The sequence below is a fragment of the Micromonospora sp. NPDC049497 genome, assembly GCF_044465805.1.
Classification (GTDB): domain Bacteria; phylum Actinomycetota; class Actinomycetes; order Mycobacteriales; family Micromonosporaceae; genus Micromonospora.
In genome coordinates this window covers 236787-254209 of record NZ_JBITMC010000007.1, presented here as the reverse complement: position 1 = coordinate 254209, position 17423 = coordinate 236787, and the positions used below count along the sequence as shown (strand labels likewise).

Sequence of the window (17423 nt, the reverse complement as noted above, 5' to 3'; positions counted from 1 at the left end):
GCGTCGACAACCTCGCCGACTGGATCGCCACCCGCGGCTACATCTCCTGACCCACACCAGAAAGGGCCGGCCCCCACAAGGGGCCGGCCCTTTCGGTGTCCGCGACGTGTCCACTCGGTGTCAGTGACGTCGGGCTGACGACCTCACCCGGACACCCCGATGTCAGTGACGTCGAGTCGATCACGTTCCGAAAAGCCCGTAGGTGCGCCTGGCACCTGGCCGTGGTGGTCGGTCCGGGTCAGGTGCCGGGCTCGCGTTGCTGTCGGAGCCGTTCGTCGAGCCGTCCCAGCTCGTAGATGGCGTTGAGGTCGGTGGGCAGCCGGGTCACGTTGTCCGGGGCCGGGTCGCCGTCCGACGGTGGCACGACACCGGAGGGACCGGATGCGGCCGGCACACCGGGCCAGGTCGGACCGCCGGTTTCAGCCGGCGTGACCGCCGGGCCCGGGACGGAACGGCGCCGCCGCCACAGCAGGACCAACGCGGCCACCGCGAGGACGCCGGCGCCGGCGGCGTACGCCATCCGCCGGTCCGCGCCCTGCTCGGACCCGGCCGGCGGCGCGGCGCGGCCCTCTCGGGTACCGGGCGTCGGGCCCGGCCGTTGCGGCACCGCGGCCGCACGACGGACCGCGTCCGTGGCGACGGAGGACGGCCGGGGCGCGCCCGGCGTCGGTCCGGCCGAGCGGGACAGCGGGGGCGACGGGTCGGACGGGCTCGCCGTCGGGGAACCGACCGACGGGGTCGCCGAAGGTGCCGGGGTGGCGTCGGCACCACCGGGCAGCAGGCCGTCGACCAGATCCCCGACACCTCCGAGGAGGTCACCGACCGGGCCGGTGGAGCCGGACGGCGTCGGGGCGGGAGCGAGCGCCAGGATGAGGGCGAGTACGGCGGCGGCGGGCATGAATCACCTCGGAGGAGCTCAATGTCCGGGGCACCGTACCGCAGACCGGTGATCAAGTGGTGACGGCGTGACACGCCCCGGTCGTCCGGCGGGGCCGGACGACCGGGGCGCGCGGACGCCGCCGGTCGCGGTCGACGTCAGAGCGGCAGACCGCCGACCTGCGTGTTGATCCAGGACCGGATCGAGGGCAGGTCGCCGTAGATGGACGGTCCGGTGGCGCACGTCGAGTTGTTGTTGCCGGAGCGGCTGGTCGCGCCGATCAGGTTCCACACCCCGTTGATCCTGCGGACCTGCGGGCCGCCGGAGTCGCCGTAGCAGGCGCCGGAGTTCCCGCCGGTGTTGTTGGTGCAGATCTCGTACGGGCCGTTGATGCCGATGCAGCGGCTGTCCGACACGATCGACGTGTCCAGTTCGTGTGCGACGGTCGGCGCGGAGCCGCAGCCCCGGTACGGGCAGGTCAGGCCCCAGCCGATGATCCGGGTGGCGGTGCCGACCGCGCCGGAGGTGCTGGGGATCGGTGCCGGTGCGTACCCGACCGAGCTGGAGAGTTGCAGCAGCTTGACGTCGATCGTCGGGTGGCTGACCGACCGGGTCACGCCGACCACCGTGCCGCCGCTGGTGCGGTTGACGCTGCCGACCCGCACCGACGAGGGCGTGGAGCAGTGCCGCGCGGTGACCACCCAGTTGGCCTTGACGAGGGTGCCGGTGCAGCCGGAGGTGTAGACCAGCCACGGGTAGTTCTCGGTGGCCGGTCGACCGCCGACGACGAACGGCGTGACGTCGAAGTCGTACGTGCCGGCGGGTGCCGCCTGCGACGCGGCCAGGCTGCCGGCGAAGAGGGAGTTGACCCGGCTCGCCTCGGTGGAGCTGGGGTACGCGTTGCGGCACGAGATCGGCGCGCTGCTGCCGGACATCAGGTCGGAGCAGAGGCCGGTACGCCGGTCGGGCAGCCCGAGGATGTGGCCGAACTCGTGGCTGGCGATGCGGGTGCGGTCGTACCCCTGGTTGACGGCGGTCCAGCCCATCCAGATCCGGCCGGAGCCGAGGCCGGTCACCTGCGCCCGCGGCCACCCGCTGTCGACGTAGATGGTCACGCTGGCCGGGGTGCCGGGGACCAGCCGGACGTTGGTGACCCGACTGTTCCAGATCTGGGCGGCCTGGTCGAAGTTGGTGCGGAACTCGCCGGCCCGGCTGGCGTCGTAGTAGACGGTGCGGGCGGCGGAGGCGGGCGCGCCGGTGGCGACCTGCACCCCGGCCGCCGCCAGCACCGCCGCCAGCACGGCACCGGCCGCGCGCAGCAGTTGTCGTCGGATCATCACGAACTCCCCTGCGGTGATCGGCGGCCCGAGGCCGCCCACTCATTGATGTACGCGAATGTTAGATCGAGAAGTCTCGATGTCCGACATACCGGAAGCGTCATACCGACGCCGACCCCGATCTCGACCCCTGTCGGCAGCTGTTACCCGGCCGTTACGGCTCGGCGAAAGTCCGGTGGCGTAGCCGCTCCACCGTGGAGCCCACACCGCTACGGCGACGCGGCCGGAAGGTGGTGACACAGGAGACACACCGAGGAGGACGTCATGCGGATCAGGAATGGACTGACGGTCCTGGTGGTCGTGCTCGCCGGACTGGCCGCCGGGGGCGGCACGGCCGGCGCGGGCACGGCGACGACGGGCACGACGACGGGTACGACGAGGGCCGCGGCGACCGGGTCGCCGTACTGCGGGATCACCTGGGGCAGTGTGGAGAAGACCGCCGGCGATCTGAGCGGCGCTCCCCTGGCCGCGGTGCGCACCGGCCGGCACGACTGCTTCGACCGGGTGGTGTTCGAGTTCGCCGGTGCGGTGGAGGGCTACTCGATCGCGTACGGGGAGACCTGGACCGACGGCGAGGGGCTGGCGCTGTCGCCGTACACCGCCGGGGACCAACTGCTGCGGGTGTCGCTGCGGGCCCCGGCGTACGACGACGACCACCTGGCCACCGTGCCGTACCGGGTCGGCGACCGCGCGGCGAACGTCCTGCGGTACCGCACCCTGCGGGACGTGGTGTTCGGCGGCAGCTTCGAGGGCTACACGACCTTCGCCGTCGGGGTACGGGCCCGGCTGCCCTTCCGGGTGTTCGTGCTGGCCGGCCCCGGCACGCACAGCAGGATCGTGCTCGACGTCGCCCACCAGTGGCAGGAGTAGGTCAGGTGACCGACCAGGGCGGGCCCGCCACACCGGCCGTTCCGGCAGGTCACGGCGGGCCCGCCCGGCGCTACGCTGACGGCATGGACGGCCGCCTGCTGGTGGTCGAGGACGACGCCTCCATCCGGGAGGTCGCCGCCCTCGGCCTGCGCCGGGCCGGCTTCCACGTGGAGACCGCCGTCGACGGGCGCGCGGGCCTGGCGGTGTGGCGGTCGCGTCCGGTCGACCTGATCGTGCTCGACGTGATGCTGCCCGGCCTGGACGGCCTGGAGGTGTGCCGGGAGATCCGCCGCACCAGTCAGGTGCCGATCCTCATGCTCACCGCGCGCACCGACACCGTGGACGTGGTGGTCGGTCTGGAGTGCGGCGCGGACGACTACCTGCGCAAGCCGTTCGACCTGCCGGAGCTGGTGGCCCGGGTGCGCTCGGTGCTGCGTCGGGTCACCGGGCCGACGGCCCGCACGACGATCGAGGTGGGTGGGCTGACCATCGACCCGGCGGGTTTCACCGCCCGCCGGGACGGGCGGGAGCTGCCGCTGACCGCCACCGAGTTCCGGTTGCTGCTGGAGCTGGCCCGCCGCCCCGGCCAGGTCTTCACCCGCGAGCTGCTGCTGGAACAGGTGTGGCAGCACGGCTTTCTCGGCGACTCCCGGCTGGTCGACGTGGCGGTGCAACGCCTGCGGGCGAAGGTCGAGGTGGATCCCGCGCACCCCCGGCTGATCCGGACCGTCCGCGGGGCCGGCTACAAGCTGTCCGCGACCTGAGCCGGGTGCCGGGATGCGGGCGACGGGAGCGGTGGCGCCGGGTCGACTGCGCCGCCGGCTGACCGTCGCCTTCCTCCTCGTGGCCGGAGTCTCCGCCGGGTTGCTCGCCGGTGGCGCGTACCTGCCGCTGCGGCAGGCCCGCTTCGACGGCTCACTCCAGCAGGCCGCGGCCGACGCCCGCTACCAGCTGGTCCTGGCCGGACAGTTCGCGCCGTTGACCGAGCAGCGCCGCACCGAACTGCTGACCAGCTTCGAGGGCAGCGGCCGGCACGTGGTGCTGGTCGACGGCGAGACGTACCCGTCACACCCCGGGTACGCGCCGTCGTTGGGGGCGCAGCTACGGGCCACGGTCGCGGCCGGCCAGCTCGGGTACGAGCGGACCGCGCCGGAGGTACGACCCCGGCTGCTCACCGTCGGCGGGCGGGTGCCGGGCTCCACCGCCGAGCTGTACGTGGTCACGGTCGAGGACGACATCGCCGCCGGCCTCGACCAGCTGCGTACCGCGCTGCTGGCCGGCTGGGTGTCGGTGGTGCTGCTCGCCGCCGGGGTGGGTCACCTGCTGGCCCGGCGGACGCTGGAGCCGGTCGGCCGGGCCAGTCGCGCCGCGCGGGCGCTCACCGAGGGGTTGCTCGACACCCGGCTGCCGGTGCGCGGGCGGGACGAGTTCAGCGCGTGGGCGGCGTCGTTCAACGAGATGGCCGAGGCGCTGGAGGGGAAGATCGAGGCGCTGTCCCGCGCCCAGGACCGGGAGCGGCGGTTCACCGCCGACGTCGCGCACGAACTGCGTACGCCGGTCACCGCCCTGGTGGCCGCGGCGTCGCTGCTGCGCGACCACCTGGACCAGCTCCCCACCGACGCCCGGCGGCCGGCGGAGCTGCTGGTCACCGACGTGGTGCGGCTACGCCGTCTGGTGGAGGACCTGATGGAGATCTCCCGCCTGGACGCCGGCCGGGAGGTCGTCACCGTCGTCCCGGTCGACGTCACGGCCCTGCTGCGGGGGCTGGCACGGCAGCGCGGCTGGGTGGACCGGGTCACGGTCACCGGACCGTCCACCACCCTGGCCACCGACCCGCGCCGGCTGGAACGGATTCTCGCGAACCTCGTCGCCAACGCGGTGGAGCACGGCGGTGGCGAGGCCCGGGCCACCGTCACGACCACTGGTCCGTCCGTCGTCGTCGAGGTCGGCGACGAGGGGCCCGGCATCCCCGCCGACCACCTGCCGCGGATCTTCGACCGCTTCCACAAGGTGGACGCGGCCCGGTCGGGACGGGGCAGCGGCCTGGGGCTGGCCATCGCGTGGGAGAACGCGCGCTTGCTCGGCGCACGGCTGGACGTGCGCAGCGCGCCGGGCGTGGGCACGTGCTTCACGCTGGAGCTGCCGACCGCCGGAGGCGAACCGGGCGGTGCGCGGTGAGGCGCCGTACCGTCGCGGTGGTCGCGGCCGTCGCTCTCCTGGCCGGCGGCTGCGCCACGGACCGCTCCGGCGCACTCGGCCCGGCCCCGACCGCTCCCCCGCCGACCGGCGCCGTCGCACCGACTCCGTCCCCGACGCCGTCGCCGACCACCGCCGCGCCGTCGGGCGCGGTCCCCCGACCGTCGGTCTCCGTGCCGGCGACGACCGCACCGGCGGCGTCGCGGCCCGGCACGGTCACCATCGAGCTGTGGTACGTCCGCGACGGGCACATCGCGCCGACCCGGCGTACCCGTCCGGCGACCGTGGCGACGTCGGGGCTGGCGCTGGCCGAACTGGCCGCCGGGCCGACGGCGGTGGAGGCGGACGCCGGCCTGGCCACCCTCCTGCCGGCCGCCCTCGGCATCACCCGGATCGCCGACGGCGTCGCGGTGGTGGGCGCGGTGCCGGGCGACGGCGACGACCGGGTACGGCGGCTCACCGAGGCGCAGGTGGTGTACACGCTGACCCAGTTCCCCACGGTGCGGCGGGTCCGCTTCGGTGCGGGACCGCCGATCGGCCGCCCGGAGTACGCCGACCTGCTGCCGCCCATCGTGGTGACCGCCCCGACGATCGGCCAACGGGTAACCACCCCGGTCGTCGTGACCGGCACCGCCGACGTGTTCGAGGCGACGGTCAGCGTGCGTGTGCTCGACGCCGCCGGCCGCGAGGTGGGCACCGCGTTCACCACCGCCACCTGCGGCACCGGCTGCCGGGGCGCCTTCCGGGTCACGGTCGGCTACCGCGTCGGCCGGGATCAGGTCGGCACCGTGGAGGCGTACGAGGTGTCCCCCGCCGATGGTTCCCGGACCAAGGTCGTGGCGGTGCCGGTGCTGCTGGTCGGCTGAGGCCCGTTCAGCGGTACGAAACGTATCCGTTTCCGCTAGACGGTGCGACGCTCCTCATAAAACGCTGAGAACGACGTCCACCCTCAACTAGGGTCAGTACGACATCGTTTCATGGGGGTGTGCGATGCAGGTCGGCAGGCGGTGCGGTGCGGAGGCGGTGGTGCCGGCGGCACGCGGCGCGGGTGGGGCGGACCTGCTGACCACCGTGATCGACCTGCTGCGCGAGGTCGGCTACGACCGGATGACCATCGACGCGGTCGCCGCCCGGGCACGGGTCAGCAAGGCCACCATCTACCGGCACTGGCCCGGCAAGGCGGAGCTGGTCGCCGACGCCCTGCGGCAGCGGCAGACCCGGGTGCACACCCCACCGGACACCGGCTCGCTCCGCGGAGACCTGCTGGAGCTGCTGCGGGCCACCGCCGCGATCTGCGTCGCCGACGCCGACCTCATGCAGGCGCTGACCTTCGCGATGCGCACCAGTCCCGAGCTGGAGCGGCTCATCCGCCACCACGTCATGCCGGCCGGCCGGGTGGCCAGCACCGCCGTCCTGGTCCGCGCCGCCGCCCGTGGCGAGATCCCGCCCGAGGCCGGCGAGCGCGACCTGTTCCACGACCTCGCTCCGGCGCTGACCATGTCCCGCGTCCTCGCGCACGGGCTGCCCGCCGACGACGAGTTCCTCACCCAGGTCGTCGACCAGGTGCTGATCCCCGTGCTCTGCCACCGCAGCCCGCAGACCTGACCACCTCGCACACTCACGGAAGGCACGACATGCCTGGAACCACCTCGACCATGCCCGGTGGGCCGGACGCCGAGGTCTCACCGTCCACGCCGCACCCACGGCGCTGGATCGCCCTCGCGGTCATCGCGATCTCCCAGCTGATGGTGGTGCTCGACGCCACCATCGTGAACATCGCGCTCCCGCAGGCCCAGGCCGACCTCGGCATCTCCAACGCCGACCGGCAGTGGGTCGTCACCGCGTACACCCTGACCTTCGGCGGCCTGCTGCTGCTCGGCGGTCGGATCGCGGACTACTGGGGCCGCAAGCGCACGTTCCTGGTCGGCATGGTCGGCTTCGCGATCGCCTCCGCCATCGGCGGCCTGGCCACCACCGGCGGCATGCTCTTCGCGGCCCGTGCGCTTCAGGGCGCGTTCGGCGCGTTGCTCGCCCCGGCCTCGCTGGCGCTGCTCACCGTCCTGTTCACCCAGGCCACCGAGCGGGCGAAGGCCTTCGCGGTGTACGGGGCGATCGCCGGCGGTGGCTCCGCCGTCGGCCTGCTGCTCGGCGGTGTGCTCACCCAGTACGCCGACTGGCGCTGGTGCCTGCTGGTCAACATCCCGATCGCCGCCGTGGCGCTGTTCGCCGCCATCCCGCTGGTGCCGGAGAGCCGGGCACACGGCAACACCCGCTACGACGTGCCCGGCGCCGTCGTGGTCACCGCCGGCCTGGTGTCCCTCGTGTACGGCTTCACCAGGGCCGCCGAGGACGGGTGGGACGCCACCGCCACCATCGGGTTCATCACGGCCGGCGTGGTGCTGCTCGCCGCGTTCGTGGTGATCGAGATGCGCTCGTCCCACCCGCTGCTGCCGCTGCGGATCCTGCTCGACCGCAACCGGGGCGGGTCCTACCTCACCTCCACCCTGGTCGGTGCCGGCCTGTTCGGCGCGTTCCTCTTCCTCACGTTCTACTTCCAGAACAGCCTCGGCTACACGCCACTGGAGGCCGGTCTCGCCTCGCTGCCGATCACCCTCGGCGTGCTGATCGCCGCCGGCGTGGCCAGCCAGCTGATGCCCAGGATCGGTCCCAAGCCCCTGATGCTGGCCGGCACGATGCTGGCCGCCGCGGCCATGCTGTCACTGACCCGGATCGACCTGGACACGTCCTTCCTGGCGCACCTGCTGCCCGCCCAGGTGCTGCTGGGCCTCGGGCTGGGCTTCACGTTCGTGCCGCTGTCCAGCCTCGCCCTGGTCGGGGTGCCCGAGCACGACGCGGGCGCGGCCAGCGCGACGCTGAACGCCACCCAGCAGATCGGCGGCTCGCTGGGCACCGCACTGCTCAACACCTTCTTCACCAGCGCGGTGACCGCGTACCTGGCCAGCCGCGTCCCGAACCAGGCCACGGCGGCGCAGGCGCAGATCGAGGGCTACACGGTGGCGTTCGCCTGGGGTGCCGGGCTGATCCTGCTCGCCGGTGTGGCCACCCTGGTGCTGGTCAAGGTGCGCAAGGACGAGATCCCGTCCGGCGGCGCGGTGCACGTCGGCTGACGCTCGACTCCGACCGCACCCGTGGCCGCCGACCCCGTACCGGGCCGGCGGCCACGCGCCGTTGCGCCCCGCCGAGGTCAGCCGGCGTCCGGGTAGCGGCAGGCGGACCGCCCGGCCGCCGCCCGCTGCTCCCCGTCCAGGACCGTCGGGACCGTGCGGCCGTCACGGCGCACCGACCGGGCGTCCAGCACCTCCGTCGGTCCCTGGCCGCCCAGGCACGCCACGGCGACCACCGGCACCGGATCCGCCCCGATCACCGGCGGCACCGCCCAGTCGACGTCGGTGCCCGCGGCGGCGTCGACGAGGGCGATCTGGTGCCACCGCCGGGTGTCCGGCAGCGCGGAATCCGCGGGGAACCGGGCGGCAAACCCCACGACGTCCACGCGCGGGCCGGCGGCGGCGAGCCGCACCCGCCCCTTCGCCGCGGGCCGCACCGTCAACCCGATCGCCGCCGGTGGGGGCAGTCCCTCGTGGCAGGTCCCCGGACCCATCCCGGCCGGGGGCAGGCCGTGCACCAGCGCGGAGGTCAGCACGCCGCCGTCGGGCAGCCGGTACCACCGCACGTCCGGGGTTCCGGCCGTACCGTCGATCAGCTTCTCCCCCAGGCAGTAGCCCACGAGCCCGATCCGGCAGCCGGGCGGGACCGTGTAGAGCACCGGGTGGTCCCGGGCCGGGCCGCGCCGGACGTGGACGCCGCTGCCGTACGTCTCGGCGGTGAAGGCGGCCGACGCGTCGGGGCCGGGCGGGCACCCGCCTGCCGTCGGGGCCGCCACGGGCGTGTCGCCGCCGTCGCCGGTCAGCACCACCCCGGCCGTCGCGGTCGCCGCCACCAGGGCCCCGGCCAGACCGTACGCCAGCGGCCGTCGCCACCGGCGCGTCGGCCCGCTGCCCGACGGCATCCGCCGCGCCGTGGAATCCGGCGCCGGCGGCGCGGTCGGGCGCGCGGGAGGGCCTGTCTCGTCCGCCTCGTCGGGACCGGTCGGCGCGGCGGCTGCCCGGGTCACCTCGTCGTCGAGGTCGTGCCAGCGCCGCCGCCAGTCCTCGACGTCGCCCCCGCAGGCCCCGACGTACGCGAGCACCACCTCCAGGGTCGGCTTCCGCAGCCCGTTCGCGGCCTCCGACAGCGTCGTCGCGCTGTAGCCGGCCGCACGGGCCAGCGCGCGGTAGGTGGGGTTGCCCGCCTCGACCCGCACCTTGCGCAGGTCATAGGCGAACGCCTGAAGGGGGCCGGCACCCGGGTCCACCGGTCGTTCCTGACGGGCCACGCTGACGGTACTCCTCACGCTCCGAGCCGAATCCATCATGGAGTGTCACGTCGCATCCTCCCGAATGGATCAAGGGTCCGTTCAGGTGGCCCCCACCCCGGGCGCCACACGCCTGTCCGGAGTTGATTGATCGCCTGGTCGGAGTGGCCCGACCAATCAACGCGGCGACTACAAAAGCGGTGGGACGACACAGGGCCGGCGGTCGGACGTCCCGTCCCCACCCCGGGACACGGCGACGACGCCGGGTCCGGGGACGCGAACCACACCGGTTCCCCGCCGGCCCGGAACACCACTGCCAGGAGGGCAGACATGCGCACCATCGGAAGCCGGATCGGCGCACTCACCGCAGGAGTGCTCCTCAGCGGCTCGCTCGCCGTCGCGGCCACACCGGCGTCGGCGTCGGCATCGGAGGCACCGCGGGCCGACGCCGCGCCCGTCCGGACCGTCTCCGCGCCGGTCGGGACGCTCGCGATCCAGGGCTGCGCCATCACGCCGTACAAGGTCACCACGCGGGGACCGATCAAGGGCAAGGTGAAGACGGTCAACTGCTCGGGCTGGCAGGTCTGGTACGGCATGCAGGTCCACCGCTGGCACGGCTGGACCCGGATCGCCGGCCGCGACGCCTTCGCGGGCTCGTCGGGCACGAAGGAGTACACCGTCAAGGCCTGCAAGTTGGGCACCTTCAACTACCGGATGTACGTGGGCCGCAACGGCGGCTTCCCGCGCGCCGTCCAGATCAGGAACAGCGGATCCGTCCGCCGCTCCTGCTGACCACGTACGCCGGAACCGGGCGCCCGCCCCGACACGACTGGGGGCGGGGCGGGCGCCCACCGCCCCCAGGGAGGCAGCACGTGACCAGGACCGCGCTTCTCGCCGCGGGCACCGCCCTGCTGGCGCTCACCGCCTGCGCCGCGACACCGGCGCCGGCCCGGCCGGCCGGCGAGGTCACCGTCGTCGCCTTCACCGAGACCTCGCACGAGCCCGGCGGCGCGGCGTACGAGACCCGGGTGAGCGTCCACCTCGCCCACCACGACGGAATCCTCGACGCGATGCGCTTCGAGACCCGGACGGGCGGCAGCCTCGTCGAGGAACGGCTGTGGCGGTCGGACCGCCCCGACACGGTCGCCGTCCGCTCCTGGCCGGAGTGCCGGCAGTCGGACGAGCCGATGCCACCACCCCGGCCGGAGACGGTCGAGCAGGTGCTCACCGAGTACTTCGGTCCGCGTACCCCGGCCGGCACCCCGGCCGCCGACGGCCGGACCTCGTGGACGGACCGCCCCGACGGCGGCATCGTCCGCACGTTCACCGACGACGGGAGCGGCTACCCCGGCGGCCGTACGGTCACCATCGGGGCCGACGGCGACGCGGGCACCACGATCGGCGCGGCCACGGTCGCGCCCGCCACGGAACTGTCCGGGTGGACGCCCGGCTGGGACGTCTGCGTCCCGTACGCCTGACGTCCCCGTACGCGTCGACCGGCGCCCGCCCCCGACGGGCGCCGGTCGACGCCTCAGCGCCTGAGCGTGCAGGTGAGATCGAAGAGAGCTCGCCTCTGTACCGGACTGTCGAAACGAGTTCGCCGTCCGTGATGACGTCGATCAGACGAAGGGTGCCGCTTGCGGGGAAGCGCTCGGACGCGCGCGCGTGGCACCGGCAGAGAACGAGCGGCAGGCAGGTGGGCACGACCACCCAGTTTGTGAGCATAGAAGTACACCGTTTCCAGTGAGAAGTCCGCAGCAAGAGGGAGCGCGGCGCACACAGGCGACGCGCCACGAATCAGCGCTCGGGAGGTCTCACAGGGTGTACAACGGCGTGTCCTCGACTCAGACGATGTCGTTCGGCAGAACGGTAGTGGCGCACAGCGGTGTTGCTCCACTGGTTTACGCCCGCTCCGCGACGGTCGACCGGGCCAGGGCGGGACGGCCGTCAGCCCTTCACGCAGACCACCTGCTTGAGGTGGGCGACCACCTCGACCAGGTCCTCCTGCTGCGCCATCACCTCGGTGATGTCCTTGTACGCGCCGGGGATCTCGTCGACCACCCCGGCGTCCTTGCGGCACTCCACCCCGGCGGTCTGCGCGACAAGGTCGGCGGTGCTGTACGTCCGCTTCGCCTGCGCCCGCGACATCCGCCGCCCGGCCCCGTGCGAGGCCGAGCAGTACGCGTCCGGGTTGCCCTTGCCGCGCACGATGTACGAGCCGGTGCCCATCGACCCGGGGATGATGCCCAGGTCCCCCCGGCCGGCCCGGATCGCGCCCTTGCCGGTGACCAGCACGTCCACGCCGCCGTAGGTCTCCTCGGCCACGTAGTTGTGGTGGCAGCTGATCGGCTCGTCGAACCCGGCCTGCGGGAACGCCTCCCGCACCACACCGCAGAGCAGGGCGAGCATGACGGCCCGGTTGCGCCGCGCGTACTCCTGCGCCCACCACAGGTCCCGGCGGTACGCCTCCATCTCCGGGGTGCCGGCGAGGAAGACCGCGAGGTCCCGGTCGGGCAGGTCGACGTTGTGCGGCAGGTGCCGCGCCACCGCCATGTGCCGCTCGGCGAGTTCCTTGCCGATGTTGCGGGAGCCGGAGTGCAGCATCAGCCACACCCGGCCGGCGTCGGCGCCGCCCTGCTCCAGGCAGACCTCGACGAAGTGGTTGCCACCGCCGAGGGTGCCCATCTGGTGCCGGGCCCGGTGCTCCAGCTGCGCGACCCGCCGGTCGAGGGTGCCGAACCGCCGCCAGAAGTCGTCCCAGCCGGCCTGCTCCAGGCCCCGGACGCGGCGGGGGTCGACCGGGTCGTCCCGCTTGGCGAAGCCGACCGGGATGACCGCCTCGACGGCCGAGCGCAGCCCGGCCAGGTCGTCCGGCAGGTCCGCGGCGGTCAGCGACGTACGGACGGCCGACATGCCGCAGCCGATGTCGACACCGACCGCGGCCGGGGACACGGCCTGCCGCATCGCGATGACCGAGCCGACCGTCGCGCCCTTGCCGAAGTGGACGTCGGGCATCACGGCGACGCCCTCCACCCAGGGCAGAGCGCCGATGTTGCGCAGCTGCTTCGCCGCCTGCGCCTCGATGGCGTACGGGTCGGTCCAGACGCGGACGGGCGCGCGGGTGCCCGCCAGCGGGGTGTAGCCCATGGTTGTCTCCTCGGGTCGTCGGCTCGCCGCCCGTCTTTCGACGGCGACCGGAAGTCGTCAGCCGGCACGGCTGGGAGGGTTCCGCCACGTCAGGCGTGCGGAAGGGACGCCGCGGTCGGGTCGGCGGGGTGACGCGTCAGGTGTGGACGTGCGTCACGCCGCCGGGCACGACCGGCGCGGGCGTGGATTTCGCAGAGCGGTGTCCGACCGTCCGCCGCCACGCGGGACCGTACGTGTGCGCGATGGTCCGGTGCGCTGCTCCACGATGTCCCTCCCCTGCGGCTCGTCGGTCGACAACGTGCGGACAACGCTAGGTCGGGCGTGCGGTGACCGCAATGGATATTGCCGCCCCGGCCGGCGATAGGGTCGGTGCCATGCGGAGCAAGCGGGAGCTGACCGAGGCCGTCCGGCGGGACCGGCGCGCGGCCCTGGTCGTCAACGCCCGCTCCCGCCGGGGCCGCCACCACTACGAACGGGCCCGGACGCGGCTCGCGGCGGCCGGGTTCGACCTGCTCGGAGAGTTTCCCGTCGACCGGCCCGGCCAACTGGAGCGCAGCCTCTCGGCCGCCCTCGACCTCAGGCCGGACCTGCTCGTCGCGGGCGGCGGCGACGGGACGCTGAGCACCGCCGCGCGCCTGCTCGCGCACACCGACGTCGCGATGGGCCTGCTGCCGCTCGGGACCACGAACAACTTCGCGCGTACGGTGGGCATCCCGTTGCACCTGGACGGCGCGGTGGCGGTGCTGACCGAGGGCAAGGTCATCGACCTGGACCTGGGGCTCGCCGGTGACGTGCCGTTCACCAACCACGTCGGTGTGGGCCTGTCGGCGGACATCATGCTCCGGACCCCGCCGCGGCTGAAGCGGGCCACCGGGCGGCTCGCGTACCCGGCGACCGCGTTGGCGCTGCTGACCCGCCACCGTCCGCTGCGGGCAACCGTCCGGGCCGGCGGCACCGTGCACGAGTTCGTCACCCACCAGCTGTACGTGGCCAACGGCGGCTTCCACGCCGGCCGCCCGATCACGGCGGACGCCAACGCCGACGACCGGCTGCTGGTGGCGTACCCGGTGGGCGGTGCGACCCGGCGGGACCTGCTGCGGCACACCGCGCGCAACGCGGCGACGGGTCACCGCCGGACGCTGGGCGACGCGCCGTTCCTCGCCGTCGACGAGCTGTGGCTGGAGACCGACCGGCCGGCGGGTGTCGAGGTCGACGGCGAGCTGCACGGCCGGACACCGGTACGCGTCGGCCTGGCCCCGAACGCGCTGCGGGTGATGGCGCCGGCGGACAGCCCGGACCGCTGAGCGCCACGCGGGTCCGCTCACTGGGCCGCCTCCTGGCGGCAGCCGACCGCAGAGTGGTGCACCAACGGGTCGCGAATCACGTACGCGACGAGCCCTGCTCCCTCAACTACTGATCCCCACCGTGCGGCGTGCCCGGTTCCCGGACCGGGCGCGCCGCCGTGCCGGCCGGCAGGTGGGATCGCACCGGCAAGGGGTACCCCGGTCGGATGAGGCCGGACACCGAGGCCGTGGACGTCGACGAGCCGCTCGCCGTGGACGTACCTCCGGCGCCGCACGACGCCAGCGGCGAGCGCGTACCGACGCGTGACCTGGCGGCGCTGGCACCGGCCGCGCGGCCGGCGCGGCGCTGGACCCCACGGCGGGTGGTCGCCACCCCGGCGGCGCTGGACCACCCACACGGACGGCGGATCGCCGCCCGGGTCGAGGCCCTCGGCATCGAGGTCGAGCGGTTGCGCGCCAACCGCCTGACCGGGATCCGCGGCGAGACCGAGCGGGAGACGTACGCGCGGGCGAAGGCCACGCTGGCGATCGTGGTGAGCCCACCGTCGCGCCGGAAGCTGCAACCGATCGCACCGAGCGCGGACTGGCGGTTCGACCTGGCGGAGGGCTGCCCGGCGCACTGCCAGTACTGCTACCTCGCCGGTTCGCTGTCCGGCCCGCCGGTCACCCGGGTGTACGCGGACCTCGAGGGCATCCTCGCCGGGTTGGCCGACTACGCCGGCCGGGGCACGGTGACCAGCCGCAGCGCCGAGCGGGCCGAGGAGGGCACCACGTTCGAGGCGTCCTGCTACACCGACCCCCTGGCGCTGGAGCACCTGACCGGGAGTTGGCGGCGGGCCGTGGAGCACTTCGCCGCCTGGGAGGCGCCGGTGCAACTGCGCTGGACCACCAAGTACGCCGACGTGGACACGTTCGTGGGCCTGCCGCACGCCGGGCGCACCCGGGTGCGCTTCAGCGTCAACGCCGCACCGGTCAGCACGCGCCTGGAGGGCGGCACCGCCACCGTGCCGGACCGGCTCGCGGCGCTGCGCCGGCTGGCCCTCGACGGCTACCCGGTCGGCCTGACCATCGCCCCGATCATGCCGCTGCCCGACTGGCCGGAGCACTACGGCGCACTGCTCGACCACGTCGCGACGGCCGTGGCCGGGGTGCCCGGCCTGGACCTGACCGCCGAGCTGATCACACACCGGTTCACCCCGGGCAGCAAGGAGGTGCTGCTCGGCTGGTACCCGCGCACCCGGCTGGAGATGGACGAGGAGTCCCGCCGCCGCAAGTACGGGAAGTTCGGCGCGGTGAAGTACGTGTACCCGCGCGAGGTGATGACCGAGCTGCGTACGTGGTTCGAGCGGGAGCTGGCCGCCCGGGTGCCGGGCTGCCGTATCCTCTACTGGACCTGACCGATCGCGTAGCATCGGCCGCCGTGGCCCTGATGCGCGTTGACTGCTACTCCGAGGTGCTCGGCCTCAACACGTCCCTGACGGTGATCCTGCCCCAGCGCGCCTCGTCGCAGATCGGCATGGCCGGCAGCGCCCCGGCCGGCGACCCGCCGGTGCTCTACCTGCTGCACGGCCTCACCGACGACGACACGATCTGGCTGCGCCGCACGTCGATCGAGCGGTACGTCGCGCCGCTCGGCCTGGCCGTCGTCATGCCGCAGGTGGGTCGCAGCTTCTACTGCGACGAGGAGCACGGCAACCGCTACTGGACCTTTCTCAGCGAGGAACTGCCGGCCCTGTGCCACGACTTCTTCCGGCTCTCCGACGCCCGGGAGGACACCTTCGTCGCGGGCCTGTCGATGGGCGGCTACGGAGCGGTCAAGTGGGCGCTGCGGGACCCGGACCGGTTCGCCGCGGCGGCCAGCCTCTCCGGCGCCCTGAACGTCGCCAACCGCCGGCACGACCCCACGCACCCCGTGGACCCGCGCGTCTGGCACACCGTCTTCGGCGAGCGCGCGGTGGCCGGCACCGACGACGACACCGTGGCGCTGCTGGACCGGTACGGCGCGGACGGCACCGACGGTCCCGCACTCTACGTCGCCTGCGGCACGGAGGACTTCCTGTACGACGACAACCGGCAGTTCGTCGACACCGCCCGCCGGCGGGGCGTCCCGCTCACCGTGGAGTTCTCCCCCGGCGCGCACGACTGGGCGTACTGGGACGCGACGATCCAGGACGTGCTGGAGTGGCTGCCACTGCGGCACCGGCCGGCCGGCGGGGCGTGAACCCCGCCGCCCGGGCCGTGGGCGGTCAGCCGCGGCTGAGCACCACCTTCAGCGCGCCGGTCTCGGCCGGGCTGGCGAACACGTCGTACGCCCGCATGATCTCCTCCAGCGGGAACCGGTGGGTGACCATCTGCCCGGTGTCGAACTGCCCCGCCACCAGCATGTCGAGCAGCCGGGGCGTGGTGCGCGTGTCGACCAGGCCGGTCGTGATGGTGACGTTGCGGATCCAGAGGTCCTCCAGGTGCAGCGTCGCCGGCCGGCCGTGCACGCCGACGTTGGCGACCCGGCCACCGGGCCGGACCAGCGCGGCGCACAGCTCGAACGTGGCCGGCACGCCGACCGCCTCGATCGCCACGTCGGCGCCGAGACCACCGGTCAGCTCGCGGACGACCGCGCGTGGGTCGTCGTCGGCGGAGACCGTGACGTCCGCGCCGAACTGTTTGGCGGCCTCCAGGCGACTCTGCGCCTTGTCCACCACGACGATGTGCGCCGGGGAGAAGAGCCTCGCGGTGAGGATCGCGGCCAGCCCGATCGGTCCGGCGCCCACGATCACCACGGTGTCGCCGGGACGCACCTGCCCGTTCAGCACACCGACCTCGTACGAGGTGGGCAGGATGTCCGCGAGCAGCACCGCGGCCTCGTCCGACACCGTCTCCGGCAGCTTGTACGTGGACAGGTCCGCGAACGGGATGCGGGCGTACTCGGCCTGCACGCCGTCGACCGTGTGCCCGAGGATCCAGCCGCCACCGCCGAGGCACTGCCCGTAGCTGCCCTCCCGGCAGTAGCGGCAGGTCCCGCACGCGGAGATGCACGAGGCGAGGACCCGGTCGCCCACGGCCAGGCCGGCCACCCCCTCGCCGATCTCCACCACGGTGCCGACCGCCTCGTGGCCGAGCACCCGGCCGGGCTGGACCTCGGGCACGTCGCCGCCGAGGATGTGCAGATCGGTGCCGCAGATCGTTACGGCGTCCACGCGGATGACCGCGTCCCGCGGGGAGACGATGGTCGGGCGTGGGACGTCCGTCCAGGACCTGTTTCCGGGGCCGTCGTAGACGAGTGCTTTCATGGCTCCTCCTTCCGCCGTCGTCACCTCCCACGC

16 protein-coding genes are annotated in these 17423 nt (G+C 73.8%); 11 read left to right on the top strand and 5 right to left on the bottom strand.

Translation table 11 applies throughout. The features are described from left to right. Positions 1-238 precede the first annotated feature (238 nt). Complete coding sequence (locus ACIBR0_RS13600; protein ID WP_396715327.1) at positions 239-898, bottom strand: hypothetical protein; 660 nt, start codon at positions 896-898, stop codon at positions 239-241. Positions 899-1035: 137 nt separating this feature from the next. Next, positions 1036-2214, bottom strand: a complete 1179-nt coding sequence (locus ACIBR0_RS13595) for a snapalysin family zinc-dependent metalloprotease (RefSeq protein WP_396715325.1) — start codon at positions 2212-2214, stop codon at positions 1036-1038. A 264-nt stretch (positions 2215-2478) separates the two neighbouring features. Between ACIBR0_RS13595 and ACIBR0_RS13590 the strand changes: the two genes are divergently transcribed. The 6 genes from ACIBR0_RS13590 (at position 2479) to ACIBR0_RS13565 (ending at position 8408) form a co-directional block, all read left to right on the top strand. Then, a complete protein-coding gene (locus ACIBR0_RS13590) occupies positions 2479-3084 on the top strand; it encodes a hypothetical protein (protein WP_396715324.1) in 606 nt (201 codons plus the stop codon). Between the two features lie 83 nt (positions 3085-3167). Beyond that, positions 3168-3848 carry a response regulator gene (locus ACIBR0_RS13585; RefSeq protein WP_396715322.1) on the top strand — a complete coding sequence of 227 codons (681 nt, stop codon included), beginning with the start codon at positions 3168-3170 and terminating at the stop codon, positions 3846-3848. Between the two features lie 13 nt (positions 3849-3861). Continuing rightward, positions 3862-5262, top strand: a complete 1401-nt coding sequence (locus tag ACIBR0_RS13580; protein ID WP_396715320.1) for an ATP-binding protein — start codon at positions 3862-3864, stop codon at positions 5260-5262. Next, positions 5259-6146 carry a Gmad2 immunoglobulin-like domain-containing protein gene (locus ACIBR0_RS13575; protein WP_396715318.1) on the top strand — a complete coding sequence of 296 codons (888 nt, stop codon included), beginning with the start codon at positions 5259-5261 and terminating at the stop codon, positions 6144-6146. The genes ACIBR0_RS13580 and ACIBR0_RS13575 overlap by 4 nt, the downstream gene beginning before the upstream one ends. A gap of 124 nt (positions 6147-6270) precedes the next feature. Then, positions 6271-6885, top strand: coding sequence for a TetR/AcrR family transcriptional regulator (locus tag ACIBR0_RS13570; RefSeq protein WP_396715316.1), 615 nt, complete (start codon positions 6271-6273; stop codon positions 6883-6885). 29 nt (positions 6886-6914) lie between these two features. After that, positions 6915-8408 (top strand): MFS transporter, encoded by a 1494-nt coding sequence (locus ACIBR0_RS13565; protein WP_396715314.1) that lies wholly within the window; start codon positions 6915-6917, stop codon positions 8406-8408. A gap of 77 nt (positions 8409-8485) precedes the next feature. On the opposite strand, the gene ACIBR0_RS13560 is transcribed toward ACIBR0_RS13565, so the two are convergent. Then, positions 8486-9691, bottom strand: a complete 1206-nt coding sequence (locus ACIBR0_RS13560; protein ID WP_396715312.1) for a helix-turn-helix domain-containing protein — start codon at positions 9689-9691, stop codon at positions 8486-8488. Between the two features lie 291 nt (positions 9692-9982). Between ACIBR0_RS13560 and ACIBR0_RS13555 the strand changes: the two genes are divergently transcribed. Both ACIBR0_RS13555 and ACIBR0_RS13550 read left to right on the top strand, forming a co-directional pair. Then, positions 9983-10444, top strand: a complete 462-nt coding sequence (locus tag ACIBR0_RS13555) for a hypothetical protein (RefSeq protein WP_396715310.1) — start codon at positions 9983-9985, stop codon at positions 10442-10444. 80 nt (positions 10445-10524) lie between these two features. After that, the gene (locus ACIBR0_RS13550; protein ID WP_396715309.1) at positions 10525-11130 is read left to right on the top strand and encodes a hypothetical protein; all 606 of its coding nucleotides are present in this window, start codon (positions 10525-10527) and stop codon (positions 11128-11130) included. A 469-nt stretch (positions 11131-11599) separates the two neighbouring features. Here ACIBR0_RS13550 and ACIBR0_RS13545 read toward each other — a convergent pair whose 3' ends face one another. Further along, the gene (locus tag ACIBR0_RS13545; RefSeq protein WP_396715307.1) at positions 11600-12799 is read right to left on the bottom strand and encodes an RtcB family protein; all 1200 of its coding nucleotides are present in this window, start codon (positions 12797-12799) and stop codon (positions 11600-11602) included. Between the two features lie 374 nt (positions 12800-13173). Between ACIBR0_RS13545 and ACIBR0_RS13540 the strand changes: the two genes are divergently transcribed. From ACIBR0_RS13540 to ACIBR0_RS13530, 3 genes are all read left to right on the top strand, one after another. Continuing rightward, a complete protein-coding gene (locus ACIBR0_RS13540; RefSeq protein ID WP_396715305.1) occupies positions 13174-14103 on the top strand; it encodes a diacylglycerol/lipid kinase family protein in 930 nt (309 codons plus the stop codon). Positions 14104-14309: 206 nt separating this feature from the next. Further along, positions 14310-15500 carry a spore photoproduct lyase family protein gene (locus ACIBR0_RS13535; RefSeq protein WP_396715303.1) on the top strand — a complete coding sequence of 397 codons (1191 nt, stop codon included), beginning with the start codon at positions 14310-14312 and terminating at the stop codon, positions 15498-15500. 23 nt (positions 15501-15523) lie between these two features. After that, on the top strand, positions 15524-16324 hold the full coding sequence (locus ACIBR0_RS13530) for an alpha/beta hydrolase (protein WP_396715301.1): 801 nt from the start codon (positions 15524-15526) through the stop codon (positions 16322-16324). 25 nt (positions 16325-16349) lie between these two features. Here the strand turns inward: ACIBR0_RS13530 and ACIBR0_RS13525 are convergent, their stop codons facing one another. Further along, positions 16350-17390: a zinc-dependent alcohol dehydrogenase family protein gene (locus ACIBR0_RS13525; protein WP_396715299.1), complete on the bottom strand. Its 1041-nt coding sequence runs from the start codon at positions 17388-17390 to the stop codon at positions 16350-16352. Positions 17391-17423: the final 33 nt, after the last annotated feature.

Bases quoted from the DNA above. Each gene is read 5' to 3' on its own strand.
- ACIBR0_RS13600 (WP_396715327.1), bottom strand. From the start codon at position 898: ATGCCCGCCGCCGCCGTACTCGCCCTCATCCTGGCGCTCGCTCCCGCC.
- ACIBR0_RS13595 (WP_396715325.1), bottom strand. From the start codon at position 2,214: ATGATCCGACGACAACTGCTGCGCGCGGCCGGTGCCGTGCTGGCGGCG.
- ACIBR0_RS13590 (WP_396715324.1), top strand. From the start codon at position 2,479: ATGCGGATCAGGAATGGACTGACGGTCCTGGTGGTCGTGCTCGCCGGA.
- ACIBR0_RS13585 (WP_396715322.1), top strand. From the start codon at position 3,168: ATGGACGGCCGCCTGCTGGTGGTCGAGGACGACGCCTCCATCCGGGAG.
- ACIBR0_RS13580 (WP_396715320.1), top strand. From the start codon at position 3,862: ATGCGGGCGACGGGAGCGGTGGCGCCGGGTCGACTGCGCCGCCGGCTG.
- ACIBR0_RS13570 (WP_396715316.1), top strand. From the start codon at position 6,271: ATGCAGGTCGGCAGGCGGTGCGGTGCGGAGGCGGTGGTGCCGGCGGCA.
- ACIBR0_RS13565 (WP_396715314.1), top strand. From the start codon at position 6,915: ATGCCTGGAACCACCTCGACCATGCCCGGTGGGCCGGACGCCGAGGTC.
- ACIBR0_RS13555 (WP_396715310.1), top strand. From the start codon at position 9,983: ATGCGCACCATCGGAAGCCGGATCGGCGCACTCACCGCAGGAGTGCTC.
- ACIBR0_RS13545 (WP_396715307.1), bottom strand. From the start codon at position 12,799: ATGGGCTACACCCCGCTGGCGGGCACCCGCGCGCCCGTCCGCGTCTGG.
- ACIBR0_RS13540 (WP_396715305.1), top strand. From the start codon at position 13,174: ATGCGGAGCAAGCGGGAGCTGACCGAGGCCGTCCGGCGGGACCGGCGC.
- ACIBR0_RS13535 (WP_396715303.1), top strand. From the start codon at position 14,310: ATGAGGCCGGACACCGAGGCCGTGGACGTCGACGAGCCGCTCGCCGTG.
- ACIBR0_RS13525 (WP_396715299.1), bottom strand. From the start codon at position 17,390: ATGAAAGCACTCGTCTACGACGGCCCCGGAAACAGGTCCTGGACGGAC.